Origin of the sequence: Azospirillum sp., assembly GCF_035627195.1 — a bacterium.
GTDB lineage: Bacteria > Pseudomonadota > Alphaproteobacteria > Azospirillales > Azospirillaceae > Azospirillum.
This window is the reverse complement of sequence record NZ_DASPMG010000043.1, coordinates 81791-107632: the sequence shown is the minus strand read 5'-3', so window position 1 is coordinate 107632 and position 25842 is coordinate 81791. Positions and strand designations below refer to the sequence as shown.

General features: G+C 69.3%; 14 protein-coding genes. 8 read left to right on the top strand and 6 right to left on the bottom strand.

The window, feature by feature from the left end; genetic code table 11:
• Window positions 1-2064, top strand: a 2064-nt coding sequence (locus VED21_RS03860) for a glycosyltransferase family 9 protein (protein ID WP_324880990.1), incomplete at its 5' end; no start/stop codon positions are given.
• A 427-nt stretch (window positions 2065-2491) separates the two neighbouring features.
• Here VED21_RS03860 and VED21_RS03855 read toward each other — a convergent pair.
• The 4 genes from VED21_RS03855 to VED21_RS03840 are packed head-to-tail and all read right to left on the bottom strand — an operon-like array spanning window position 2492 to window position 7430.
• Window positions 2492-3259, bottom strand: coding sequence for an SDR family oxidoreductase (locus tag VED21_RS03855; RefSeq protein ID WP_324880989.1), 768 nt, complete (start codon window positions 3257-3259; stop codon window positions 2492-2494).
• 3 nt (window positions 3260-3262) lie between these two features.
• Window positions 3263-4351, bottom strand: a complete 1089-nt coding sequence (locus VED21_RS03850) for a ketoacyl-ACP synthase III (protein WP_324880988.1) — start codon at window positions 4349-4351, stop codon at window positions 3263-3265.
• Window positions 4352-4402: 51 nt separating this feature from the next.
• Window positions 4403-5794 (bottom strand): tetratricopeptide repeat protein, encoded by a 1392-nt coding sequence (locus VED21_RS03845; protein ID WP_324880987.1) that lies wholly within the window; start codon window positions 5792-5794, stop codon window positions 4403-4405.
• 28 nt (window positions 5795-5822) lie between these two features.
• The gene (locus VED21_RS03840) at window positions 5823-7430 is read right to left on the bottom strand and encodes a phosphotransferase (RefSeq protein WP_324880986.1); all 1608 of its coding nucleotides are present in this window, start codon (window positions 7428-7430) and stop codon (window positions 5823-5825) included.
• 190 nt (window positions 7431-7620) lie between these two features.
• Here VED21_RS03840 and VED21_RS03835 point away from each other — a divergent pair, with 190 nt between their 5' ends.
• The 3 genes from VED21_RS03835 (at window position 7621) to VED21_RS03825 (ending at window position 11113) form a co-directional block, all read left to right on the top strand.
• On the top strand, window positions 7621-9252 hold the full coding sequence (locus VED21_RS03835; RefSeq protein ID WP_324880985.1) for a tetratricopeptide repeat protein: 1632 nt from the start codon (window positions 7621-7623) through the stop codon (window positions 9250-9252).
• A 32-nt stretch (window positions 9253-9284) separates the two neighbouring features.
• Window positions 9285-10280: an NAD-dependent epimerase/dehydratase family protein gene (locus VED21_RS03830; protein ID WP_324880984.1), complete on the top strand. Its 996-nt coding sequence runs from the start codon at window positions 9285-9287 to the stop codon at window positions 10278-10280.
• A gap of 104 nt (window positions 10281-10384) precedes the next feature.
• Window positions 10385-11113 (top strand): sulfotransferase family 2 domain-containing protein, encoded by a 729-nt coding sequence (locus VED21_RS03825; RefSeq protein ID WP_324880983.1) that lies wholly within the window; start codon window positions 10385-10387, stop codon window positions 11111-11113.
• A gap of 57 nt (window positions 11114-11170) precedes the next feature.
• On the opposite strand, the gene VED21_RS03820 is transcribed toward VED21_RS03825, so the two are convergent.
• Both VED21_RS03820 and VED21_RS03815 read right to left on the bottom strand, forming a co-directional pair.
• Entirely contained in the window at window positions 11171-11419 is a 249-nt protein-coding gene (locus VED21_RS03820; protein ID WP_324880982.1) for a hypothetical protein, read from the bottom strand.
• Window positions 11420-11612: 193 nt separating this feature from the next.
• A complete protein-coding gene (locus VED21_RS03815; protein WP_324880981.1) occupies window positions 11613-18818 on the bottom strand; it encodes a calcium-binding protein in 7206 nt (2401 codons plus the stop codon).
• Window positions 18819-19089: 271 nt separating this feature from the next.
• Between VED21_RS03815 and VED21_RS03810 the strand changes: the two genes are divergently transcribed.
• The 4 genes from VED21_RS03810 to VED21_RS03795 all read left to right on the top strand — a co-directional run bounded on the left by VED21_RS03810 (window position 19090) and on the right by VED21_RS03795 (window position 25771).
• Window positions 19090-20199: a ketoacyl-ACP synthase III gene (locus VED21_RS03810; RefSeq protein ID WP_324880980.1), complete on the top strand. Its 1110-nt coding sequence runs from the start codon at window positions 19090-19092 to the stop codon at window positions 20197-20199.
• A 204-nt stretch (window positions 20200-20403) separates the two neighbouring features.
• Entirely contained in the window at window positions 20404-21933 is a 1530-nt protein-coding gene (locus VED21_RS03805; protein ID WP_324880979.1) for a methyltransferase regulatory domain-containing protein, read from the top strand.
• Window positions 21934-22097: 164 nt separating this feature from the next.
• Window positions 22098-24293: a peptidase domain-containing ABC transporter gene (locus VED21_RS03800; RefSeq protein ID WP_324880978.1), complete on the top strand. Its 2196-nt coding sequence runs from the start codon at window positions 22098-22100 to the stop codon at window positions 24291-24293.
• Window positions 24287-25771 (top strand): HlyD family type I secretion periplasmic adaptor subunit, encoded by a 1485-nt coding sequence (locus VED21_RS03795; RefSeq protein ID WP_324880977.1) that lies wholly within the window; start codon window positions 24287-24289, stop codon window positions 25769-25771. Before VED21_RS03800 ends, VED21_RS03795 begins: the two co-directional genes overlap by 7 nt.
• The last annotated feature ends 71 nt before the right edge of the window (window positions 25772-25842 follow it).

The window sequence follows — 25842 nt, the reverse complement described above, 5'->3', positions numbered from 1 at the left end:
ATGGCCGATACCCACTTCAACGTCGCCAATCTCTTCACTCAGGCCCACCGGCGCGCCGAGGCGCTGGTCCATTATCAGGCCGCCGCCCGGCTGTTGCCGAACGGCCTCCATACCCAACGCGAGTACCTCTACAACCTGCTGTTCGGCTGCCATTTCGACGAGGCCGACCGGATGGCCGCGGCTTTCCGCGCCGTCGTGCGGCACCACCTCGCCGCCGAGCGCGACTGGCGGCGCATCGCCGACGTGGTCTACCTCAGCGTCCTCGTCGCGCTGGACGACGCGCTGTTCCCGCCGATCTTCGAGCGCTTCGCCGCGCTGCTGCCCGAGGAGCCGGGGGCCATGGCACGGGCGCGCGCCGCCGCGCCGCCGCGCCCCGACGGCCGGCTGCGCATCGGCTATCTCTCGCCCAACTTCGGCAACCACCCGGTCGGCCACGTCACGCTCAGCCTCTACGGCCTGCACGACCGCTCCCGCTTCGAGGTCTTCGCCTTCTCGCTGGAGGACCGCGCCCACGAGGCCGAGCCCTTCCACCGCCAGATCCGCGCCGGCGTCGACCACTTCGAGGAGATCGGCCACCTGTCCGACGCCGCCGCCGCCGCCGCCATCCGCGCCCACGGCATCCACATCCTGATCGACCTCAACGGCTGCATGACGCCCAAGCGCCTGGGCATCCCGGCGCACCGCGCCGCCCCGGTCCAGGTCTACTGGCTGGGCCATGCCGGCGGCGTCGGCATCCCCAGCCTCGACTACCTCCTGGCCGACCGCGTCGTGGTGCCCGACGGCGAGCCGCGGCGCTACCGCGAGGCGGTGGCGCGGCTGCCCGACTGCTATCACGTCACCGACCGCGCGCCGATCGCCGCGGCGGTGAAGCCGCGGGCGGCCTACGGGCTGGCCGACGGCGCCGTCGTGTTCTGCGCCTTCAACAACCCGCAAAAGATCGACCGCGCCGGCTTCGGGCTGTGGATGGCGATCCTGCGCCAGGTGCCGGGCAGCCAGTTGTGGCTGACCCGCAACGACGATCCGGCGCTGGAGGCGAACCTGCGGCGGGCGGCGGAAGCGGCCGGGGTCGATCCCGGGCGGCTGGTGTTTGCCACCCGCGTGGCCGACAAGGCCGAGCATCTGGCCCGCCACGCCTTGGCCGACCTGTTCCTCGACACCGTGACGCTGACCGCCTCGACCACGGCGCTGGACGCGCTGTGGGGCGGGCTGCCGCTGCTGACGTTGCGCGGCTCCCGTTTTGCCGGGCGCATCGCGGCGTCGATGCTGACGGCGGTGGGGCTGGCGGAGATGATCGTCGACACGCCCGAGCGCTTTGTCGCCCAAGCGGTGGCGCTGGCGGGCGATCCGGCGCGCCTGAAGGGCTTGCGCGCCCGGCTGGAGCACCAGCGCAACAGCTTCCCGCTGTTCGACACCGAGCGCTTCGCCCGCCATTTGGAACGGGCGTTCGAGACGATGTGGGCCAATTTCCAGGCCGGGCGGCCGCCGCAAGACTTCGATGTGCCGGCTATCGGCGCTGGAGCGGTGCCGGCCGACCTGTCCGGCGTGGTGGCGGTGTGTCCCGGCGCCGGCCATCCCGCCCGGGCCTTCCCGCCGGCGCGGCTGGCCGACATCTGCCGGTGGCTGGCCCGCGATCCCGGCGTGCGCTTCGTGGTGCTGGGCGGCGAGGCGGAACGCCCGTTCGCCGAACGCTTGCCCGGCGCCCTGGATCTGACCGGCCGGTTGACGCCGGCCGAGGCAGCGGCGGTGATACGGGGGTGCAAGGCCGTCCTGTCCATGGACGAGGCGCCGGCGCGACTGGCGGCGGCGGAGGGCACGCCGGTGGTGGTCTTCACCTCCCATCCTTCGGCAAGCGATCCCGCCTACGAATCCGGCAAGGTCCTGCTGCTCCGCCCCGACAGCGCCCTGTGGCCGTGCGAGGACGGCTGCGCCGCGCCCGTGCCCCACTGCATCGCCAACGTCCAGGACGCCGAGGTGGCGGAGCGGATCGCCGCCTTCCTGTCGGGCCGCCCCTTCCCCCCGCCACCCCCATCGCGGGCGCCGGACTCCGGGTTGTCGGAACGCTGAGCCTTATCCCTGAGCTCGACTTTGCTCATTCGAGCCGTCTGCTTCCCAGCCTGAATGAGCAAAGTCGAGCTGAGTGAAGAAAAAAAGCGGCTTCTTCATCATGACATAGGGGAATTTCATTTTTCCGATGCCACCATAAGGCTACTATGACGCCGATTTCGAGCCCGTGACGTGCAGTAACAATCCTCTTTCAGAGGCCAACAGCGCCGCCCGGCGAGTCCCCGGTTCCCGCTGAATCGTGTTGTATACTTCCGCGCACGAAACCATTTAGGGAAAACTCTCCACAGTTTCTGTGGATATCTCCGTGCATAGTTGGGGAATGATGGTCGGCCGATCCCCCGCCCGCCACGGTTCAGCCTGTGAGTAAGTCGATATGCCCAAATTTTAGGCATTCACGAAGGTGTGATTTCCCCCCAGGGAACCGGGCTTAACCCGCCAGGTAGCCGCCGTCGAGCGGCAGCATGACGCCGGTGATCCACCGGCTGGCGTCGGACAGCAGGAAAGCCGCCGCGTCGGCCACATCCTGGGGCTGGCCGAAGCCCAGGGGATGGGCGGCCTTCAGGCCGGCGTTCTGCTCCGCCGTCAACAGGGCGAACTGCTGTTCGGCCCGCCGCCCCGCGACGATCCCCGGCGCCACGCCGTTGACGCGGATCTCCCGGTCGGCCAGTTCCAGCGCCAGGGTCTGCGTCGCCGACGCCAAGGCCGCCTTGGAGGCGGCGTAGAGCGCCCTTCCCTTCTGCCCGGTCAGCCCCGCCACCGAACCGACGAAGACGATGGCCGCCGGAACCGCCGCCACTCCCTTCCGCTGAAGCCCGCGCGCCAGCATCAGGCCCGAGCCGACGTTGAGCGTGAAGTAACGGTCCACCTGCGCCCGGTCGATCCGGCGCAACGGTGAATAGCCCTGGACGGACGCGGCATGGACGAGGCCGGAAAACGGCCCGCCGTCGTCGGCCAGCCGCGCCATCCAGCCCGGGATGGCGTCCAGGTCGGCCAGATCGACGGCGGCGACGATGTGATCGTCGGGCGATGGCAGCAACGCCCGCGTCTCCTCCAGCGGCTCCCGGCGGCGGCCGACCAGCACCAGCCGCGCGCCGAGGTCGGCGAGCGTCAGGCACAGGGCGCGGCCGATGTCGCTGTCGCTTGACGCCCCCGTGACCAGGATACGGCGGCCGGTGAGGGCCAGGGGATTGCGCATGGCTCAAGCCAGGGTAAGCGGTGGAAAGTCGTCGGGGATTTCGCTGACGCCCGGCGGGGCGATCGGGCCGATGTCGGCGATCAGCGCCCCCCACGACCAGCCGACCCCGAAGCCGGCCAGCAGCATCTTCATCCGCCCCCGGCTCAAGGGCTCGCCCAGGCGGTGGCTGATGGCCAGCGGGATCGAGGCGGAACTGGTGTTGCCGAAGTCCTGGATGTCCACCAGGAATTTGTCCTCCGCCACCCCGGTCTTCTTGCGCAGATGGTCGAGCATGAACTTGTTGGCCTGATGCATGACCACCATGTCGAGGTCGCCCAGGCCGACACCGGCGTGCTCCGTCACCTCGCGCAGCAAAGGCGGCACGGCGCGCAGGGTAAAGGCGAAGACCTCGGCGCCGTTGAGGCGCAAGCGCGAGTCCTCGAACAACCGGGCCTCCTCCTCGGGCGTGCGGGCGACCAGCCCCGGGGTCAGGTCGTGGCGCCGGCCGCCGGCCTTGACCAGGATATGCGGCGCCCCTCGCCCGTCGGTGCCGTAGCAGGCGTACATCGGTGCGGCGTCCTCGGCGCGCTCCAGCGCGATGGCGCCGCCGGCGTCGCCGAACAGCGGCAGGGTGGAGCGGTCGCCCGGCACGAGATGGCGGGTCGAGACGTCGCCGCACAGCACCAGCGCGCGGGTGGCGCTGGAGCCGCGCAGCAGTTGGCTGGCGATCCAGGTGCCGTAGACGAAGCCCGAGCAGCCGAGGTTGACGTCGAAAGCGGCGCAGGAGGTGGACAGCCCCAGCCGGCGTTGCATCACGCAGGCCGTGGCCGGCAGGTTGTAGTCGGCGTCCTGGCTGACGAAGATCAGCACCTCGACGCCGGCCGGGTCCCAGCCGAGCTGGGCCAGCAAGCCCTCGCCGGCCGCCACCGCCATGTCCGAGGCGCACAGATGGTCTGCCAGCACCCGGCGCGAGCGGACGCCGGTGGCGGCGTGGAGCTTGGCCGCCTCGTCGGCGGTGAACGGCTCCGGCGTCTCCACGAAGGAATGCCGCGCCCGGGGCACCGCCGCCCGGATGCCGGCGACCCGCACGCCTTCGATAACCGCCTTGACCATGTGCCGCCCTCGCTTGGAACCGGCGCCGACCATAACACGGCCGACGAAGCCTTATGAATGGTCACCGACCGCCAGGGCCGCCCAGTCCACGCCCGGCGACAGCCACTCCGGCTCGACATGGGTGGCGCGGCCGGGCAGCACCGAGATCAGGAAGCGACCCTTCTCCTGAAGCTCGAAAAAGGCGCAGTAGTCCTGCGGCATGCCCTCGGCGGTCCAGCGATCCCAGACCGCGCGGTCCGCCCGCAACGTGCCGGCCCGCGCGGCGAAGGTCATGGTGGTGCTGGCGGTGAACTTCCAATGGCTCGACGGCGTGCGGATCACCCGCGTCAGCTCGCCGCCGCAACGCACCACATGGGGCAGGCGCGAATCCTGCAAACTCAGGTACTTGTCGGCATGGTCGTAGAGGGTGACGTAGTCGGCCCGCGCCAGTCCTTCCAGGAGGTAGCCGCGCGGCTGCTCCAGATGGAGGTAGTCGTCCTCCAGAAGGTAGACCGCCCGGCCATCGTCCAACTCCAGGGCAAGGTCGCGCACGTAGCGCCAGGACAGGGAGTTGCCGAGGCTCGTCCGCTCGACGATCCGGTCAGGCTCCAGACCGGCCTGCGACAGGCACCGCCGAACCATGGCCACCAGGTCGTCCGTGGCATTGTCGGCGATCACCCTGAGCTCGGCCCCGTCCGGGCGGAAGGTATCGAGAAAGTTCCGCAGGCAGGTTTTCTTACCGGCGGTCTTGTGGTCGGGCCGACCGGAGCCGCTGATGCGGTAGTACACCATCACCGGCTCCGGGGCCGGCGTGGGTATGGCCCGGAAGTCGGGAGAGGGCGGCGGCCGGCTGGCTTCGTAGGCGTCCCACGGCCCGCCCTGGTTGCGCAGCTCGATAAGAGCCAGCAGCCGCCCGCCTTGCGCCTTCAGATAGGTCGGATCGGCGGCGACGGCCTGTTCGTAGCGCTCCAGGGCTTCCCGTGGCCGGTCCAGCCCCAGGAGAAGGGTGGCGACGTTGTACTGGGCGGGCGCCATCGCCGGGCGAAGAAGGGTGGCGTTGTGAAAACAGGCCAGGGCCTCGACGGGGCGGTTGCAGGCCATCAGCAGGGTGCCCAGCGAGGTATGCGCGTCGACCAGATCGGGTTGGAGGGTAATGGCCCTCATCCAGCAGACGGCGGCCTCGTTCGGCTGCTTCGCCTCCCAAAACAGGCAACCCAGCTCGAAATAGGACTGGACGTGCTGGGGAGTGAGTTCCAGCGTGCGCATGAAAAGGGCGGCGGCCGGTTCGGCCCGGTCGAGGCGGCGGAGAAGCCAGCCGGTGGCATAGGTCAGGCAGGGATCGTCCGGGCTGGCGTCGAGCTGGGCACGGCACAGGGCCAGGGCGGCTTCCAGCTCATCGGCCTGAACCAGCTTTATGATCCGCATGCGGGCGTGTTGATCCGTGTCCTTGGAACGTCTGTTCATGGCCTTCTCGCCGAAAAGGGGCCTGCCCCTACAGTTCGGTGTACAGGCGCAAGGCGTTGGCGAGAAGCGCCTTTTGCCGGCACGGCTCGTCGGCGTGCAGCGGCAGCATGGACAAGAACAGCAGCACGGTGATCGTCTTGACCGAGGGGGCCTCGACGGCGCGCCCCGCCAGCCGGGTCTGGCGGAACAGGACGGCCAATGCCCGGATGGCCTCGGTCTCCGGCAACTCGAAGGTCAGGTCATAGGGGGCGTGCTCCTCCAGATGATAATAACCGGCCATGATCATGTCGTAGCGGCCGACCATCGAATGGCGGACCTTGGCGAGGTCGTAGCGGATGTCGCCCCACGGCGTGGGGGTGCCGTCGGCGGCCATGCCCCGGGGGTCGATGACACGCACGGTTTCCAGCCGGAAGTCGTAAAAGACGTTGGAAAAGCACAGATCGCCGTGGACGAGGCAGAGATCGTCCGGCGCCGGGGGCTCCAGGCGCGCCGCCAGATCGTTCAGGATGGCGGCCAGCGACGGCAGGGGGCGGCCGTTGAGGCGCCAGGGCCGTTCCAGGTCGAGCCGCGCCGCCTCGGCGTAGCGATGGAGCCGCGCGCGGGTCTTGGCGACGCACAGTTCCATCGCCTGCGTCGCCACGCCGGCGCGCTCGGCGGCCGGCACGGGGTGGGCCATGCAGCCGCGCAGGAACTCGTCCAGCCCCGCCAGGATGCCCCGCCACACGAACGGCGGCAGCCGGCCGAACACGAACAGGTCGCTGAGCGTGGGCAGGAACAGATGCTCGATGGCGTAGCCCGGAATCCCGTCCACCACCTCCTCGCCCACGAAGGCCGGGGTGTGGAGCCGCATCGGCCCGGGCAGCGCGCGATACCAGCCGGCCTCGGCCGCCATCTTGGCGCCGTCCCGGCTTGCCTTGCGCACGGTGCGCCGGGTCACGCTCAGGCGGTTGAAGGCGCGCGCCCGGTTCAGTTCCGCCTTGGACTGGTAATAGGTGGGCAGGCTGCCGAAGTCGAGCCACGGCCCCGCCTCGACCGGCGTCAAGCCCGCCCCGTGGGCGTAAAGCGTCAGTCCCCGGATGAAGTCGCCGCCCGACGCCGCGATGGCCGCCGTCAGCCGGGCGCCGTCGCTGAACGCGAAATAGCCCGACAGCACCTTGCGTTCCTGCCGGTCGCTGCCCAGCCCATAATCGAAGGCGAAGGCGCCGTCGGCACCCGTCTCCACCTCGCTCCAACGGTAGTAGGCACGCGGGCTGCCCACCGTCACCACGTCGAGGGAGTCGAGCGGCAGGTCGCGGATCAGGGTATCGCCGTGCAGGAGGCGCACCGGGCCGCCGCTCCATCCACCCGCCTCCAGGCAATGGAGGATCGACCAGCCGAGCGTCAGGCCCGCCGGCACCCGCAGCACGACCACCCCCAAGCGGTCCAGCAGGTCCCGGTCCATGGGATCGAGGGCGAAATCCTCCGGCAGCGACAGGTGGACCGGCTCACCGGCCCCTTCGCGAAGAACGGCCGTGATCTCCTGAAGCTGATGGACGAACAGCCGGCGGTTGCCCACCGGCAGGAAGGCGGGCGGCAGCAGGCCGAACTCCGCGCTGAGTTCCGGGGCGACGTAGGCGGCCGAGGTGATCAGGAACATGCGGGCGTCTTGCCGGAAGCGGTGAAGGGCGGCCGGTATTGTGCGGCAAGCGGCGGGCGTGGCCAAGATGGTGTTCTCGGAAGGGGTGGGGCGAAATCGGCGACCGTCCAAGGGGGGCTTGCGCCGCCTGGGGCGGGTGGTCACACTGCGGGTCCCGATCCCGACCGCGCCGATCCCCAAGGACTCCCCCATGGCCGACGACTTCCGCGACCGCGTCCGCCGCCGGACCGAAGCCGGCTACCACTACGCCATGGGCAACGCGCTGCTGGTGGACGGCGATCTGGCGGGGGCGGTCGCGTCCTTCGAGCGTGCCGTCACCGTGGACCCCGGACACGCCGGCGCCTGGGACAACATGGCCGAAGCCCTGGACGCCGCCGGCCACCCGCCGGCCAAGGCGGCGGAGGCCCGCGCCCGCGCCCGCGCCACGGGAAGCGACGCGGGCGGGGCGTGGTACGATCTGGCCCTCCTGTGCGAGCGGCGCGGCCGTTACGACGAGGCGGTGTTCCTGCTCCAGACCGCGCTCGACCATCGGCCGGGCGCGGCCGAGTTCCACGCCGCCCTGGGGGACACGCTGCGCCTTCAGGGCCGGCTGGAGGAGGCGCGCGCCGCCTACCGCCGCGCCATCGACCTCGATCCCCGGGGGCGCGCCGTCGTTCGCCTGCGCGATCTGGCGCGTGACGACCTGCGGCTGGCCGAAAGCCTGGAAGCGGAACAGGGAGCGCAGGCCGCGCTCGCCTCCTGGCGCGCGGCGGCCGACACCGATTCCGGGCTGGTGGAGGCCCATGCCGGGCTGGTGCGCGCCCTGGACGGGCTGGGCCGCCTGCCGGAAGCGGCGGCCGCCGCGCTCGGTCTTGCCCGGGCACTGTCCCGGCGGGAACGCTGGCCCGAGGCCGAGGCGGTGTTCCGCCAGCTCGTGGCCTTCGCCCCCAACCATGCCCCGGCCCACGCCGGTCTTGCCGAGGTGCTGGCCAAGCTGGAGCGCCGGGCCGAGGCCATCGCCTGCTGGCGCCAAGCCGCCGACCTCACCCCCGACGCCGCCCCGCAGGCCGGCAAGATCTGGTTCGAGCTCGGCCGGGCGCTGGTGTTCGCAGGCCGCCCGGCGGAAGCCGAGGCGGCGCTTCGCCGGGCGCTGGCGTGCGGGAACGCCGCCATCCAGGTCCGCAACTTCCTGGGTGACGCGCTGCTCGCCCAAGGCCGGCAGGACGAGGCGGAGGCGGTCTGGCGCGAGGCGCTGGCCATCAGCCCCAACGCGCTGTGGGTGCTCCTGCGCCTGGGCCGGCAGCTTGTCGCCCGGGGAGCCTTGGCGGAGGCCATCGGCCTTTTCACCAAGGCCACGGCCCAGGCGAACGCCCCGACCGAGGCGTTTGCCGGGCTGGGCACCGCCCTGGCCGCGCAAGACCGCCTGCCGGAAGCCCTGGCGGCCTGCGAGACGGCCCTGGAACGGAGCCCCGACCATCCCGCCACCCTGGCGGAGCTGGCCGAAACCTTGGCCGGGCTGGGCCGCGCGGATCGGGCGGCCGACGCCCAGGCGCGGCTCGCCCGTCTCCTCCTCGACCGCAAGCGCCTGGGCGAAGCGGAACAGGCCGCCCTGGCCGCCCTGGCGCTCGATCCGGACAGGGCGGCCGCCCATGCTGCCCTGGGTCACGTCCGCCACGCCCAGGGGCGGGCGGAAGACGCCGCGGCGGCGTGGACGCGGGCGGTCGCCCTTGATCCCACGCCGGGCGAAACGCACCATCATCTGGCCCAGGCGCTGACGGTCTTGGGGCGAACCGCCGAGGCCGCCGAAGCCCGGCGTCTGGCGTTGGAAGCCGACTGGTGGTGATGGCGTAAACCTTCGGGAACAAGGAGAAACGGATGACCATCGTCGTGACGGGCGCCGCCGGCTTTATCGGCGCCCACCTCACCCGGGCGCTGCTGGCACGCGGCGAACGCGTGGTCGGCGTGGACAGCCTGAACGATTACTACCCCGTGACCCTGAAGGAGGCCCGGCTGGGCCTCTTCCGGGATGATCCCGCCTTCACTTTCGTGCGCGCCGACATCGCCGACCCGGACGCCATCGGCGGTCTGTTCACCCGGCTGGAGGCGCGGGGGCAGCCGATCACCGGCATCGCCCATCTGGCGGCACAGGCCGGGGTGCGCTATTCGCTTACCAACCCCTATGCCTACGTCCAGGCCAACGTCATGGGCCAGGTGGTGATGCTGGAGGCCGCCCGCCGGCTGTCCCATCTGCGGCATCTGGTTTACGCCAGTTCCTCCTCGGTCTACGGCGCCAACACCAAGCTGCCGTTCGCCGAGGACGACCGCGTCGACCGGCCGGTATCGCTTTACGCCGCCAGCAAGCGGTCGGCCGAACTGATCAGCCATACCTACAGCCAGCTTTACGGCCTGCCGGCGACGGGCCTGCGCTTCTTCACCGTCTACGGCCCGTGGGGCCGCCCCGACATGGCGCCGTGGCTGTTCACCGAAGCGATCACCCGCGGAGAGCCGATCCGGCTGTTCAACAACGGCCGCATGCGGCGCGACTTCACCTACATCGGCGACATCGTGGCCGGCGTGACGGCGGCGCTGGACCGCCCGCCCGAACCGGACGCCGACGGGGTGCGGCACCGGGTATACAACCTCGGCAACCATCAGGCCGAGGAGCTGGGCCGCTTCGTCGCCATCCTGGAACAGGCGATCGGCCGCCCGGCGATCCGCCGGTTGGAACCCATGCAGCCGGGCGACGTGGAGGCGACGTTCGCCGACATCGAGGCCAGCCGCCGCGACCTGGGGTTCGCGCCCGGCACATCGCTGGAAGACGGCCTGCCCCGCTTCGTCTCCTGGTACAAGGGCTATCACGGGCTGGCGTAAGCGGGGCGCGCCCGCACATCTCCTTACGCAACACACCCAATAGCAAACAGGCTATCAATCCACGATTCTCGGCCCCGTCAGCATAAAGCACGGCGGGCGCGCGGATGATCAAAGTCGTTTTCCTGCATATTCCCAAAACCGCGGGAACGTCGATGATGAAAAACATGGCCGGACATTACGAAGAGAGCCGGTGCCTGTTCTCATCCGGCCTCGCCGATCTGGCCTATTTGACCGACGCGGAACTGGCGGGGTTCGATTACATCCATGGCCACTTCGGTTACCGCCTGTTCCGGCGTCTCAACCTGCCGCACCGCAAGGTCACGACCTTGCGCCATCCGGTCGACCGGGTGGTGTCGCTGTACCATTATCACCGATCGGTAGACGAGCCGCAGCAGATGGCCTGGCTGACCAAGCGCCTGACGCTGGAGGAATTCATCGACAGCGATCACGCCGTGATCCGCGCCAACGTCGACAACGGCCAGACCTGGCAGCTTTTCCACGATATCCCCCCCTTCTGCCGGGCCCAGTACCGGCACTGGCGGGGCCGGGACATCCTGGCCCAGGCCAAGGAAAACCTGGCGGGTTTCGACGTGGTGTGCATCCAGGAACACTTCGCGGAGAGCCTGGATACTCTGGAGGAGCGGCTGGGATTGCCCCTGAACCGGCGCGCCCGGGCCAACGTGAATGCCCACCGGCCACGGCTGACCGATGTGCCGCAACGTATCCTGGACAAGATCGCCGACCGCAACCCGCTGGATATGGAACTCTACGAAACCGCCGTCGTCCGGCTCCGGTCGTTGACGGCAAGGGCGCTCCAGCCCTCCTTCGCCTGAAGAGGGACGGTTCAGCGACGGGCGGGGACGCCGGTCAGGTCAGGTCAGGCCGCCGCCTCACCACTCCAGCGGCTTGGCCGCGAACTTCTCGTTGACCTCGACCACGCCGCCGCAGGAGCGCACCAGCGCCGCCAGTTCCTCCGGCACGCCGATCCCGTGCCACGCCCGGTTGGCGTAATGGAAATCCCGGCCTTCGAGAACGGCGTGAACCGTGTCGGACGGACGGTCGGAGAAGCGGATGACCACCGCACGCACACCCCAGCAGGCGGTGTCGGCGTCATGATTCCAGGTCTTTTGCGCTGACATGGTGCTCTCCCCCTCAAAAGACTTCCGGTGGGGCGGACTGCATCGGCCAGCCCTCTTTTTCCGATTATCTTTATCCAGTTTGCACCAAAATGCCAGTCAGACGAATGCGGCACCTCGGCGCATAGCGCCAAAGTCTGGATCAAACGTTACGGCAACTTGGGAGGGCGGCGTGCGACGCCGCCCTCCCGGCGCATCAGAAGATGACGAAGTTGGACGAGGTCATGCCGGTGATGGTGGTGACGCCCTCCAGCGACGCCAGATGCACGACGTTGGCGCCGGCCCCGTTGGTGCCGACGTTGCTGTCGTAGATCATCTGGAAGCTTGCCGCCGCCCCGGTCTGGAAGAACACGACCATCCCGGTGCCCCCCGACGCCGCGCCGAAGCTGGTGAGGACCGCGTCGACCGCCGCCGCCGAGGTCCAGGACGCCTGGGTGTCGGTAAGGACCAGGACGTTGGCGGCGAAGCCGGACATCGGGCTGACCAGGGTGCCGGAGCCGCCTTCGGCGTAAGTGAAGGTGCTGCCGTCCCACGTCCCTTCGGCGTAGCTGATGGAACTGCCGCGCAGGCTCAGGTTGGCGTCGCCCAGATGGAAGCCGTCCGTTCCCGCCACGAAACCGGAAATGGTGTCGCCGCCGCTGACCGCCGTTCCCGCGCCGTCGCCGGTGGCGGTGTAGAAGAAGTAATTGGTGCCGCTGCCGGCGATCAGGTCATCGCTGCCGCTGCCGCCGTGGATCGAGTTGGTGCCGCCGCCGCCCACCAGGGTGTCGTTGCCCGCCTCGCCCCACAGAATGTCGTTGCCGCCGCCGCCCGCAAGACTGTCGGAGCCGCTGCCGCCGTACACCGTGGCGTTGCCGGCGCCGACGACCACGAGGTCGGTCTGGGAGGAGCCCTGGACGGTTTCAACCCCGGCGACGGTAACGGTGTTGGCCCCGGCATCACTCAAGGTCAGGCTGTCGGAGCCGCTTCCCAGATTGACGAAGCCGTTGGTCACCGTGGCCGAGAAGACCACCTGGTCGACGCCGGAATTCCCGGCGATGGTTTCGGTGCCGGCGACGGTCAGCGTGTAGTCGCCCGCCTTGGACAGGACCAGACTGTCGGCGCCGTCGCCCAGGTCGATGATGCCGTTCGTCAACGCCTGCCCCAGCAGGATGGTGTCGCTCCCGGAGCCGCCCTGGACGGTTTCGACGTTGACGGTGGTCACCGTGTTGGCGCCGGCGGCCAGATGCAGGGCATCCTGCGCGTTGCCCAGATTGACATAGCCGTACGCGACCGCCGCGCTCAGCACGATGTCATCGGAGCCGGCGTTGCCCTGCACGGTTTCGACGCCGCCCACGGTCAGGGTGTAATCGCCGCCCGTGGACAGCAGGATCAGGGTGTCCGCGCCGTTGCCCAGGTTGAAGATTCCCGCCGCCTGCGGTGCCCGGACGACGATGGTGTCGTTGTTGCCCGACGCGTGCAGGGTTTCGACGTCGCCGATGGTCAGGGTGTTGGCGGCACCGCCCGCCATCACCAGAGTGTCCTCGCCGTCGTCCAGGTCGACGAGTCCGGCGGTGGCGACGTTGCCCAGCACCACCGTGTCGGCGCCGGTGCCGCCGTAGACGCTCTCCACATTGACGGCCGTCAGGGTGTTGGTGCCGCCGGCCAGGACGAGCAGGTCGACGGCGGCGCCGAGATCGACGATGCCCAAGGTCTGGGCGCTCCCCACCACCACGATGTCCTGGCTGGTGCCGCCGATCACGGTTTCGACGCCGGAAACGGTCAGGGTGTTGGTGCCGTTGGCGAGATCCAGCCGGTCCGAGCCGCTGCCGAGGTCGATCAGCGCCTGGGTCGTGGCGCGGCCGGCGACGATGATGTCCTGACCGCTGCCGCCGGCGATGGTTTCGATGCCGTAGACGGTCAGGGTGTTGGTGCCAGCGGCGAGAACCAGCCGGTCGTCGCCCTCGTCCAGGTTGATGAAGCCGAAGGACTGGGCCTGGCTGAGAACGAGGGTGTCGGCGCCGGTGTTGCCGAAAATCGTCTCGACATTGGTGGCGGTGACCGTGTTCTCGCCGGCGTACAGCGCCAGACGGTCCGAACCGCTCGCCAGATCGACCCAGCCGTTGCCCAAGGCGGCGCCGAGCACGATCAGGTCGGCCTGCGAGCCTTGGCTCACGATGCTTTCGGCATGGCGGACGGTCAGGGTGTTGGCGCTGCCGGAGGCGAGCGAAAGGACGTCGCGGTCGCCATCGCCCAGGTTGATGTGGCCGGCGGACTGGGATGTCCCGAGCGTGACGGTGTCGTTGCCGGTGCCGCCGGTCAGGGTTTCGGCGTTGGACACCGTGAGCGTGACGCCCGAGGCCGTGACGATCAGGCTGTCGGAACCGCCGCCGAGATCAACGATCCCGGGCGAGGATGCCGCGCCGATGGTGACGAGATCGGTCAGGGAGCCGCCGGCCAGCGTCTCGACGCCATTGACGGTCAGGGTGTTGGCGGTGTTGGCCAGCGTCAGACGGTCGCTGTCCGCCCCCAGATCGATCACGCCGGCAGTCAGCGCGTCGCTCAGCGTAATGGCGTCGCCGCCGGTGTCGCTCAGCACGGTTTCGACGGAAACCAGCGTCAGGGTGTTGCCGCCGGCGGCCAACCGCAGGCTGTCCGAGCCGCCGCCCAGGTTGATCGTACCCCCGGTCCGCACCTCTCCCAGGACCACGGCGTCGGCGCCGCCATCGCCCACCAGGGTTTCCACCCCCACCACGGTCAGGGTGTTGGACGCCACGGCGAGCCGGAGGCTGTCGGAGCCCTGGCCCAGGTTGATCAGCCCCGAGGTCTGCGCCGCCCCCAGGGTGATGTCGTCGCCCAAGCTGCCGCCGACGATGGTTTCGACGCCGCTGGCGGTCAGGGTGTTGGCGCCGTTGTACAGCGCCAGCGAGTCCTCGCCGCCGCTCAGGTTGACGAAGGCGGCCGTGACGGCGGCGCCCAGGGTGATGGTGTCCTGGTCGTTGCGGCCGATGATGCTTTCGACCCCGGTCACCGTCAGGGTGCTGGAGCCGTCCGCCAGCCGCAGCCGGTCGCTGCCGCCACCCAGGTTGACATGGCCGTCGCTCTGGCCGTTGGCCAGGATGATCTCGTCGTCGCCCACGCCGCCGACGATGGTTTCGATGCCGTCGACGGTCAGGAGATTGTCGGCGGCGGCCAGCTTCAGGCTGTCCGAGCCACCGCCGAGATTGACCGTGGTGGCCGCCTGGCCGGTGCTCAGCGTGATGATGTCGCCGGCGCCGGCACCGATCAGCGTTTCGACGGAACCGATGGTCAGCGTGTTGCTTCCGTCGGCCAGCACCAGACTGTCGGAGCCGTCGCCCAGATTGAGGACGCCGCTGTCGAGCCGGGTCAGGAGATGGATGACGTCGTTGCCGCTGTCGCCCTGGATGGTTTCGACGTTGGCCACGGTCACGGTGGCCCCGGCGGTCCCGATCGACAAGGTGTCGGAACCGTTGCCTAAGTTGATGAAGGCGCCGTCGCCGCTGGCCAGCACCGTCACGGTATCGCCGCCGCCGCCGGCGATCAGGGTTTCGACGTTGGCGACCGTCAGGGTGTTGGCGCCATCCGCCAGGATGAGCTGATCCAGTCCGTCGCCGAGATTGACGGCCCCTCCCGTCACGGCGGCGACGAGAGTGACGATATCGACGTCGTTGTGGCCGACGACGGTTTCGACCCCCCTCACCGTCAGGGTGTTGGCGCCGTCCGCCAGCCGCAGCGTGTCCGAGCCGTCGCCCAGGTTGATCGTACCGGAGGTCTGCTGGACGAGAAGGGACACGGTGTCGTTGCCCTGGCCGGCGACCAGGGTTTCGATGCCGCCGAGCGTCACCGTGTTGCCGGCACTGCCCAGGGTCAGGCTGTCGGAGCCGTCGCCCAGGTTGATCAGCCCCGCCAGCGCTCCCGTCACCACCAGGATGTCGTTGCCGGCACCGCCGATGAGCGTTTCCGTCCCGCCGATGGTCAGGGTGTTGCCGCCGTCCGCCAGCCGCAGGCTGTCGTTGCCGGCGCCCAGCGTGATGAGGCCGGAGGCGAGATTGCCGCCGAGGATGACGCTGTCGGCGCCGGCGCTTCCCGTCAAGGTTTCGACCCCGGTCACCGTCAGGCTGCCGGTTCCCGTCGCCAGCGTCAGCGTGTCGCCGCCGCCGCCCAGGTTGAGGAAAACCGTTTCGTCGCCGCCGCGGAACACGATGGCATCGTCGCCGCTGCCGCCGGTCAGGGTTTCGACCGCCTCGACGGTCAGGGTGTTGGCGCCGTTGGCGAGTTGCAGGCTGTCGGCGCCGGCCGCCAGCGCGATGACGCCGCTGGTGAGGGTTTCCGCCAGGACGACGAGATCGGCCTCCCCGCCGCCCGCCAGCGTCTCCACTCCCCACACCGTCAGGGTGTTGGCATCGCTGGCGGCAAGGGTCAGGCTGTCGGCGCCTTCTTTCAGGTCGATCCGGCTCTGGCCCGCCTCGATCAGGGTCACCGTATCGGAGCCGGTGTTGCCGACCAGGGTTTCGACCCCGGTGACCGAGAGGGTGTTGGCGCCCGAGGCCAGCACCAGGCGGTCGCTGCCCTCGCCCAGGTTGATGATGCCGCCGGCCAGGGACGCGGCAAGGAGGATGATGTCGGCGGCACCGTTGCCGATCAGGGTTTCCACCCCCTGGACGGTCAGGGTGTTGGTGCCGTTGGCCAGTTCGAGACGGTCGGCGCCGTCGCCCAGGTTGACGATGCCGACGGTAAGCGTCGCGTCCAGCACGATGGTGTCGGCGGCGCCGTTGCCGATCAGGGTTTCCACCCCGCTCACGGTAAGGAGACTGGCGCCCGACGCGGCGGCCAGGGTCAGGGTATCGCCGCCTTGGCCGAGATTGATGAGGCCGCCCGCCAGCGTGGCCGCCAGAACGATGGTGTCGCCGTCGGCGTTGCCGACCAGGGTTTCGACGCCGCGGATGGTCAGCGTGTTGCTGCCGGCGGCCAGCCGCAGGTTGTCGCTGCCGGCGGCAAGGTTGATGAAGCCGGCGGTCAGCGCGGCCGACAGCGTGATGTCGTCGTTGCCCGACCCTCCCTGCACGCTCTCGACGCCGGTCAGGGTCAGGGTGCTGTCGCCCTCGGTCAGGGCCAGAATGTCGGCGCCCAACCCCAGGTTGATCCGCCCGCCGGTCAGGGCGGCCCCGAGAGTGATGATGTCGTTGCCGTCGGCGGCGACGAGGCTTTCCACCCCGCGCACCGTCAGGCTGTTGCCCTGGCCGAGCAGGGTCAGGCTGTCGCTGCCGCCGCGCAGGAAGATCTGGCCGCCGGTCTGCGCCGTCATCAGGGTGATGATGTCGGCGTCGTCGTTGCCATGGAGGGTTTCCACGCCCAGGACCGACAGCAGATTGGTGCCGCCCGAGGTCAGGGCCACGGAGTCGGCGCCGGTCCCCAGGTTGAGCACCCCTCCCGCGGAGAAGACTGCCGCCAGCGTCAGCTGATCGCTCCCCGTCCCGCCGACGACCGTCTCGATGTCCTGGATGGTGAGAAGGTTGGAGCCGTTGGCAAGAACGAGGCGGTCGTTGCCGTCGGCCAGATTGATGATCCCGGCGGTCTGCGCGCGCATCAGCGTGACGCTGTCGGCGCCGTCGGCGCCGGTAAGGGATTCGGTCCCGCCGACCGTCAGGGTGTTGATGCCTTCGGCGAGTTGCACGACATCGCTGCCGTTGCCAAGCGTGATGACGCCGTGGGTCAGGGCGGTGGTCAGGACGATGGTGTCGTTGCCGGCGCCGCCGGTGAGGGTTTCCACGCCGATGGCGGTCAGGGTGTTGCCGGTCGAGGCGAGTTGGAGCCGGTCGTTGCCGCCGCCCAGGTTGACCAGCCCGCCGTCGAGGGCGGTAAGGAAGGTGATGGCGTCGGCACCGCCGTTGCCGATGAGGGTTTCGACGTTGCGGAGGCTGAGCGTGTTGGTACCGGCGGCCAGGGCCAGGAAGTCGCTGCCGCTGCGCAGGTTGATCATCCCGCCGCCGATGGCGGCACCGAGGACGATGGTGTCGTTGACCGTGCCGCCGATCAGGGTTTCGACGGCCAGCAGCGTCAGACTGTTGCCGGCGTCGGCGAGTTCCAGATGGTCGGCGCCCGCCCCCAGAGAGATCCGGCCGCCGGTCACTCCGCCCACCAGGACGACCCGATCGGCTCCGCCGGTGCCGACGATGCTCTCCACGCCGACCAGCGTCACCTGGTTGACGCCGTTGGCCAGGGTGATCTGATCGTCGCCGCCGCCCAGGTTGATGATGGCCCCGGCCTGACCGGCGGCCAGCACGACGACGTCCCGGCCCGAGCCGCCGTCGAGCGTCTCGACGCCGCCGACCGTGAGCGCGTTGCCGCCGTCGCCGAGCCGGAGGCTGTCCGCCCCCGCCGCCAGATTGACGGTGCCGCCGGTGATGCCGTCGGTCATGACCAGCGTGTCGGCGCCCGCCAGGCCCTGCACGACCTCGACGCCGCGCACCGTCAGGGTGTTGATGCCGTTGGCCAGCCTCAAGCTGTCCCGGCCGGCGCCCAGGTCGATCAGGCCGGACGCCGTGGGACTGGTCATGGCGATGGTGTCGGCGCCGCCACCGCCGATGATCGTCTCGGCCCGGAGAACCGTCAGCGTGTTGGCGCCGTTGGCCAACGTCAGGATGTCGTTGCCGCCGCGCAGGTCGATGACGCCGCCGGCCTGAAGCGCGGTCAGAGTCACCGCGTCGTCACCGCCGCCGCCGGTCAGGCGCTCGACGCCGGCCGCCCGCACCGTGTTGTTCCCCTCCCCCGACAGGGTCAGGGCATCGGCTCCCTTGCCCAGGCTGATGCTCCCGGCGGTAAGCACGCTGGACAGGATGACGGTGTCGCCGACCGTCCCTCCCGTTACGGACTCCACGTTGGCCAGGGTGAGCCTGTTGCCGGCGTTGGCCAGCGTCAGCCGGTCTCCGCCGCCACCGAGATCGATGGTGCCGGTCTGGCCGACGCTGAGGACGATGGTGTCGCCGCCGTCACCGCCGATCAGGGTTTCCACCCCGCGCACCGTCAGGGTGTTGCCGCTGCCCAGGAGCTGCAGCCGGTCCATCCCGCCGCCGAGGTCGTAGCGGCCACCGGCCTGCGCCGCGGCCACCGTGATCTCGTCCTGGCCGGCGGCGGCGGTGACGCTTTCGATGCCGCTGACGGTGACGACGTTGCTGAAGCTCCCCAACGTCAGGCGATCGGCCCCGGCGCCGCCGTCCACCGACGTGCCGTCGGGCGCCGCCCGCGCGGAGAGATTGATGAAATCTGCCCCGGTGCCGGCGTCGATGCGGTCGGCCCCGCCCAAGCCCAGGATGGTGTCGTTGCCGGCCTGGCCGTTGATGGTGTCGGCCTCGGCCGTTCCGCTCAGAGTCTGGCTGGAAGCGTTACCCGTGACGATGGCCATGGAAGTCCCTCAACGACAATGCCGGTGCTTCCCACAGGTGGTATACTACCCGAGGGGGCCTCTCTAAGCCTTTTTTAAACGTACGCAACCGCCCGCATCCCCGGCCCCACTTTGCCCCGGCCCCACTTTGCCCCGGCCCGACTTTGCCCCGGCCCCGACTTTGCCCCGGCCACGCGCCGGTGCGCGTGGAACAGGCGGCATGCTATTGTCGGGGCGCAAGGCCGGTCCTTGCCGCCGTTTCCCATCCGCCTCCCCAGGAAGCCCGCCCTTCATGGCCGTCAGCATCATCCAAGGAGCAAGGATCGCCGGGCTCGTCTCCTGCCTGCCGGAACGGCGGGAGGACACGGCCGATCTGGCAACCCGCTTCGGCGAGGCCACGGCCGCCCGCATCGCCAAGGCGACGGGGATCGAGGCCCGCCGGCTGGCGGCCCCGGACCAATGCGCCTCCGATCTGGCCGAGGCGGCCGCCCGCGACCTCATGGACGGCCTGGGCTGGGAGCCCGGTGCCATCGACCTCCTGGTCTTCGTGTCGCAAACCCCCGACCACGTCCTGCCGGCCACCGCCTGCCTGCTGCACCGCCGGCTCGGCCTGGAGCGGCGCTGCGCCGCCTTCGATCTCAGCCTCGGTTGTTCGGGGTTCGTCTACGGCCTGTGGTCCGTGGGTGCGCTGCTGGCCACCCTGCCGGCCGGCGCCCGCGCCCTCCTGCTGGTCGGCGACACCACCTCACGCCTCATCGATCCTCTCGACCGCTCGGTCGCCCCGCTGTTCGGCGACGCGGCGGCGGCGGTGGCGCTGGTGCGCGACGGCCAAGCCGGGCCGATGACCTTCGATCTCGGCAGCGACGGGGCCGGCGCCCCCTACCTGATGGTGCCCGGCGGCGGCATGCGCCGGCCGGCGGCCGAACCGGCCGCGCCGGCCACCTTGTTCATGGACGGCACCCAGGTCTTCGCCTTCACTCTGCGCGAGGTGCCGCGCTCGATCGCCGCCACGCTGGAGGCGGCAGAGTGGTCCATCGCCGACGTCGATCATATCGTGCTGCACCAAGCCAACGCCCAGATGATCCGCCACCTGGGCCAGCGCATCGGCGCGCGGCCCGAGCGGATGGTGCTGGCGCTGGCCGACGTCGGCAACACCAGTTCCGCCTCCATTCCGCTGGCCCTGACCCAGGCGCTGGCGGCCACCCTGACCGGTCCCCGCGCCGACGGGGGGGGCTGCCGGCTCCTTCTCAGCGGTTTCGGCACCGGCTGGTCCTGGGGCACGGTGGCGCTGGCCTGCCCACCGCTGGCGGTATGCCGGACCATCGCGCTGGAGGAGGGGGGCCGGTCGCGGCCGAGTCCGGCGCCTCCTTTTGCGCTTGACCCTGATAAGACCAAAAGTTAGTGGGAAGACAGGCTTTTCGGGATAAGGTCGCCCTTTGCCGCTGCACGGAACTTACCGGGTGCATCCCGTGATATCGAGGAGCGAAGAGTTCGTCTCTCCTTCACGCCTTGATCCCGATGCGCGCGAAGGGAAACCGGCGGCCCTGACCTGACGACATCTCCCCTCCTGCCGGCCTTGCGCAAACATTTCATTGGACGTGAACACATGGACACCTGGACGCACGGGTACGTCGCCGAAATCAACTACACCCACGGCTTCTATCGTGAACTGACCCCGGCCCACCTGAGCCTGGCCCTGCTGCTGAAAGGTATCCGGCCGCCCTCCCTCACCGCTCCTTTCGCCTATTGCGAACTCGGCTGCGGCCAAGGTGTCAGCGCCAACATTCACGCCGCCGCCAATCCGGCGGGCGTCTTCTGGGCCACCGATTTCAACCCGGCGCACGCCGCCGGCGCCCGCCACCTCGCCGAGGCGGCCCAGTCCACCAACGCCGTCTTCTTCGACAACAGCTTCGCCGAATTCCTGGAAGCCGACACGCCGGCCTTCGACTTCATCTGTCTGCACGGCGTCTATTCCTGGATCAGCGAGGAGAACCGCCGCGTCATCGCCGAAATCATCCGCCGCAAGCTGAAGCCGGGCGGCATCGTCTACAACAGCTACAACTGCCAGCCCGGCTGGGCGTCGGCCATGCCGTTGCGCGAGCTGATGACCGGCCACGCCGCCCATTCGAACGAGCCGATCGTCGGCCGCATCAACAAGGCCCTGGAGTTCGCCGACCGGCTCAAGAGCCTCGGAGGGGGCTACTTCGCCCAGAACCCCGCGGTCGCGCCGCGCCTGGAGCGGTTGTCGGGCATGTCGCGCAACTATCTGGCCCACGAGTACTTCAACCGGGACTGGCACCCGCTGTATCACTCCGACGTGGCCCGCGAGATGGGGCTGGCCAAGCTGCAATTCGCCGCCTCGGCCCACTTCGGCGACCACATGGACGTGCTCAACTTCTCGGCCGATGCCCAGAAGCTGCTGGCGGAAATCGGTGACGCCACGTTCCGCGAGGTGGTCCGCGACTTCATCATCAATCAACAGTTCCGCCGCGACATCTTCGTCAAGGGCAGCACCCGGCTGGCGCCCTCGGAGCACCAGGCGATCTTGCGGGAAACCCGCTTCGCCCTGTTGATCCCGGCCGCCAACCTGCCGGAAACCGCCACCTTCCCGGTGGGGTCGGTCACCCTGCGCAAGGAAATCTACGGGCCGATCGTGGAGCTTCTCGCCCGTGGCCCCATGACCCTGGGCGAACTGGTGGACGACAAGTCGCGCGCGGATCTGACCTATTCCCAGGTGTTGCAGGCGCTCACCGTGCTGCTGGCCCAGGGCCATGTGGCGCCGGCCCTGCCGCGGCAGGGTGAGACGGAGCGGCGCTCCCGGACGAACGCCTTCAACGCGGCGATCCTGCAAAAGGCCTTGCACTCGGACGAGGTGCAGTATCTCGCCTCGCCGGTTACCGGCGGCGGCGTCTCGGCGTCGCGCCTTGACCAGCTCTTCATCCTGGCCATGCAAAAAGGCGAAGACCCCGCCCTTTTCGCCTGGCGGGTCTTCGCCCAGCAAGGGCAGCGCCTGATCAAGGACGGCAAGCCTCTGACCACCGAAGAGGAGAATCTTGCCGAACTGCGCGAGAAGGCGGCTCTCTTCCGCGAGAAGACCTGTTCCACCTTGCTCGCCCTCGGCGCCATAGCCGCCTGATCCGGACACGCTTCCGCACGAGATACCGGCCGATCCGCCCCATGGGCGGCGGCCGGGGTGCGAATACCTTTGAAGTTCTTGCGGCGACGCGGCGACACGCGAATAGTACGCATCCCGTGCTGTTCCTTGATCCGATGCCGGCCAGAAAGCGAGCTTAAGCGACCGTGAGCACCACCGCAGCCGACCCTCTCGACGAGTTCCCGCACACGGCGGTGAACTGCCTGGTAGCCATCGCCCGTCACTGGGGCGTCGACGTATCGGTCGAACGGCTGGTCCACGATCACGCCGTGGGCAGCGAGGAGCCGGACACGCTCACGCTCCAGGCCATGGCCCAGGGAATCGGGCTGAAGGCCCGAAAGCTGTCGCTGAGCTGGACCAAGCTCATCGCCATGAACGACGCGTTCCCGGTGATCGTGCGGCTGGCCAACGGCAACTCGGTCATCCTCGCCGGCATCCGCCCCGCCGAAGATGGTTCTTCGGGAGAGGGCGCGGTCGAGGTGGGCGTCATCGACCCGCTGGCCACGGCACCCGGCATCATCTTCGTCGGCGAAACCAAGTTCCGCTCGGTCTGGTCGGGCGAAACCATTCTTCTGAAGCGCCGCTTCAAGACCGGCGACGAGAACCAGCCGTTCGGCCTGCGCTGGTTTTTGCCGGAAATCCTCAAACAGCGCTCGGTGTTCCGCGACATCGCCATCGCCGCGCTCGTGCTGCACGTCATCGGGCTGGCCCAGCCGGTGTTCTTCCAGCTGGTCATCGACAAGGTGCTGGTCCACCATTCGGAAGCGACGCTGGTGGTGCTGGTGGTCGGCGTGATCCTGGCGCTGACCTTCGACGCGATCTTCAGCTACCTGCGCCAGTACCTGCTGCTGTTCGCCACCAACAAGATCGACATCCGGCTGGCCACCCGCACCTACGGCCATCTCCTGGGCCTGCCCATCGGCTTTTTCGAAACCAACTCGGCCGGCGTCATCACCCAGCACATGCAGCAGACGGAAAAGATCCGCCAGTTCCTCACCGGGCGGCTGTTCCTGACCATGCTGGACTCCTCGGCACTGTTCGTGTTCGTGCCGATCCTGTTCTTCTACTCGGCGAAGCTGACGCTGGTGGTGCTGGCGTTTTCGGCGCTGATTGCGGCGGTGATCGTCATCCTGATCGGCCCGTTCTCCAAGGCGCTCAAGAATCTCTACCGCGCCGAGGGCGAGCGGCAGGCCATGCTGGTGGAAACCATCCACGGCATGCGGACGGTGAAGTCCCTGGCGCTGGAGCCGGTGCAAAAGCGCAACTGGGCGACCAAGGCCGCCCAGGCGGTGGCCATGCACTTCAAGGTCGGCCAGATCTCCAACCTCGCCCAGGCGCTGACCCACTTCCTGGAAAAGCTGATGCTGGTGGCGGTGATCGGCCTGGGCGCCCACGACGTGTTCTCCGGCGCGTTGTCGGTCGGCGCGCTGGTGGCCTTCCAGATGCTGTCGGGCCGGGTGTCGCAGCCCCTGGTGCAGATCGTCGGCCTCGTCCACGAGTACCAGGAAACCGCCCTGTCGGTACGCATGCTGGGCGAGGTGATGAACCGCCCGGTCGAGGGCCACGGCACCGGCGGCCTGCGGCCGCGCATCCGGGGCGACATCGAGTTCGAGGGCGTGACCTTCCGTTACGCCACCTCGCCGGTGCCGGCGCTGGACAACATCGCCCTGCACATCCCGGCCGGCAGCATGTTCGGCATCGTCGGCCGTTCGGGTTCGGGCAAGACGACGCTGACCCGGCTGATCCAGGGCCTCTACCCCTGCCAGGAGGGATTGATCCGCTTCGACGGCTACGACATCCGCGAGATGGATCTGGCGCACATGCGCTCCTCCATCGGCGTGGTGCTCCAGGATTCCTTCCTGTTCCGCGGCACCATCCGCGAGAACATCGCCGCCACCAAGACCGACGCCACTTTCGAAGAGGTGGTGGCCGCCGCGCGGATCGCCGGCGCCGAGGAGTTCATCCAGCGCCTGCCCCAGGGTTACGACACGCCGATCGAGGAAGGGGCCTCGAACCTGTCGGGCGGCCAGCGCCAGCGCCTCGCCATCGCCCGCGCCCTGCTGCCGCGCCCGCCGATCCTGATCCTGGACGAGGCGACCTCGGCGCTCGACCCCGAGAGCGAGGCCATCTTCCAGAAGAACCTCGCCGGCATCGCGGCGGAGCGCACGCTGATCATCGTCTCGCACCGGCTGTCATCGCTGGTCAACTGTGACCAGATCATCGTCATCGACCGTGGCCGCATCTCCGACCAGGGCCGCCACCAGGACCTCCTGGGCCGTTCCACCATCTACCGCAACCTGTGGAACCAACAGATGAAGCACGCGGAGGGCAGCGGATGGTGACCCCGAACCCGGTAGCGGCCCCCGCGCCCGACCCCATGCCCGACGCCATGCCCGACGCCATGCCCGGCGCCGCCCCCGAACCCCCGCCGCCCACGCCCTCCCGCGCCAAGCCGCCGGCCCCGGTTCGTCGCGCCATTCCGGCCGAGGCGCTGGAGTTCCTGCCCGACGCCCTGATGATCGAGGAGCGGCCCCTGCCGTGGGCGGCGCGGGCGGTGCTCTACGCCCTGCTGGCCATGGTGGTGACCGCCCTCGTCTGGGCCTGGGCCTCGCAGGTGGACAAGGTGGTGTCGGCGCGCGGGCGCCTCGTCACCACGCCGCCGACGGTGGTGGTGCAGCCCATCGAGACCTCGATCATCCGTACCATCGAGGTGCAGGTGGGCCAGCGGGTGGAAAAGGGGCAGATGCTGGCGACGCTCGACCCCACCTTCGCCCAGGCCGACCTGTCGCAGATGCGTTCGCGCATGCGGGCGGTGTCGGCGTTGATCGGCCGCCTGGAGGCCGAGTTGGCGGGACAGCCGTTCGCGGTGGACGCGGCCCCCGGAGCGAAGGAGGCCGACGAGGCGCTGACGACCCAGGCCAGCCTGTACCGCCAGCGCATGGCCCAGTACCAGGCTCGCCTCAAAAGCTTCGAGGAGGCCATCGCCCAGAAGCGGGCGGCGCAGGAAACCAACCGCCGCGACCAGATCGTGCTGAAGCAGCGGGCCGACGCGCTGGCCGAGATCGAAACCATGCGCTCGCAGCTTTTGAAGACCCAGAGCGCATCGCGCCTCAACGTGCTGGAGGCCACCAACCTCAAGCTGGAGGTCGAGCGCGACCGCCAGCTTTCCGTCTACCGGGCCGAGGAGTTGGATCACGAACTGGCCAACGCCCTGTCCGAGCGCACCGCCTTCATCGAGGAATGGCGCCAGAAGCTCTTGGAGGAACTGATCCAGGGCCAGCGCGAGCGCGATCAGGTGTTCGACGCCCTGGAGAAGGCCAAGAAGCGCTCCGAACTGGTGGCCTTGGCCTCGCCGGTCGAAGGCATCGTGCAGGAGGTGGCGCGCAAGTCGGCCGGTTCGGTGGTGCGCGAGGCCGAGCCGGTGGTCACCCTGGTGCCGCTCGACACGCCGATCGAGGCCGAGGCGCGGGTCGAGGCCCGCGACATCGGCAACATCCGGGTGGGCGACAACGTGCGCCTGAAGATCGACGCCTTCCCCTTCCAAAAGCACGGCGTCATCGCCGGCAAGGTGCGGGCGATCAGCCACGACTCCTTCACCCACGAGGGCCAGGCCGCCGCCATGGCCGAAGCCGGGGCCGAGGCGTTCTATGTGGTGCGGGTGTCGTTCGACAAGGTGACCTTGCGCGACGTGCCGCCGACCACCCGGCTGATCCCCGGCATGACGCTGACCGGCGAGATCGTCGTCGGCAAGCGCGACGTGCTGAGCTACTTCATCTACCCGGTGATCCGGGTGTTCGATGAAAGTATCCGGGAACCGTAATACCAAGTTCAGAAAGTTCTCCCTTGTGAACTTGGTATAGGGCCGCGACCGCGCCCCCGTGGGCGCGAAGC

Bases quoted from the DNA above. Each gene is read 5' to 3' on its own strand.
- VED21_RS03855 (WP_324880989.1), bottom strand. From the start codon at position 3,259: ATGCGCAATCCCCTGGCCCTCACCGGCCGCCGTATCCTGGTCACGGGG.
- VED21_RS03850 (WP_324880988.1), bottom strand. From the start codon at position 4,351: ATGGTCAAGGCGGTTATCGAAGGCGTGCGGGTCGCCGGCATCCGGGCG.
- VED21_RS03845 (WP_324880987.1), bottom strand. From the start codon at position 5,794: ATGAACAGACGTTCCAAGGACACGGATCAACACGCCCGCATGCGGATC.
- VED21_RS03840 (WP_324880986.1), bottom strand. From the start codon at position 7,430: ATGTTCCTGATCACCTCGGCCGCCTACGTCGCCCCGGAACTCAGCGCG.
- VED21_RS03835 (WP_324880985.1), top strand. From the start codon at position 7,621: ATGGCCGACGACTTCCGCGACCGCGTCCGCCGCCGGACCGAAGCCGGC.
- VED21_RS03830 (WP_324880984.1), top strand. From the start codon at position 9,285: ATGACCATCGTCGTGACGGGCGCCGCCGGCTTTATCGGCGCCCACCTC.
- VED21_RS03825 (WP_324880983.1), top strand. From the start codon at position 10,385: ATGATCAAAGTCGTTTTCCTGCATATTCCCAAAACCGCGGGAACGTCG.
- VED21_RS03820 (WP_324880982.1), bottom strand. From the start codon at position 11,419: ATGTCAGCGCAAAAGACCTGGAATCATGACGCCGACACCGCCTGCTGG.
- VED21_RS03815 (WP_324880981.1), bottom strand. From the start codon at position 18,818: ATGGCCATCGTCACGGGTAACGCTTCCAGCCAGACTCTGAGCGGAACG.
- VED21_RS03810 (WP_324880980.1), top strand. From the start codon at position 19,090: ATGGCCGTCAGCATCATCCAAGGAGCAAGGATCGCCGGGCTCGTCTCC.
- VED21_RS03805 (WP_324880979.1), top strand. From the start codon at position 20,404: ATGGACACCTGGACGCACGGGTACGTCGCCGAAATCAACTACACCCAC.
- VED21_RS03795 (WP_324880977.1), top strand. From the start codon at position 24,287: ATGGTGACCCCGAACCCGGTAGCGGCCCCCGCGCCCGACCCCATGCCC.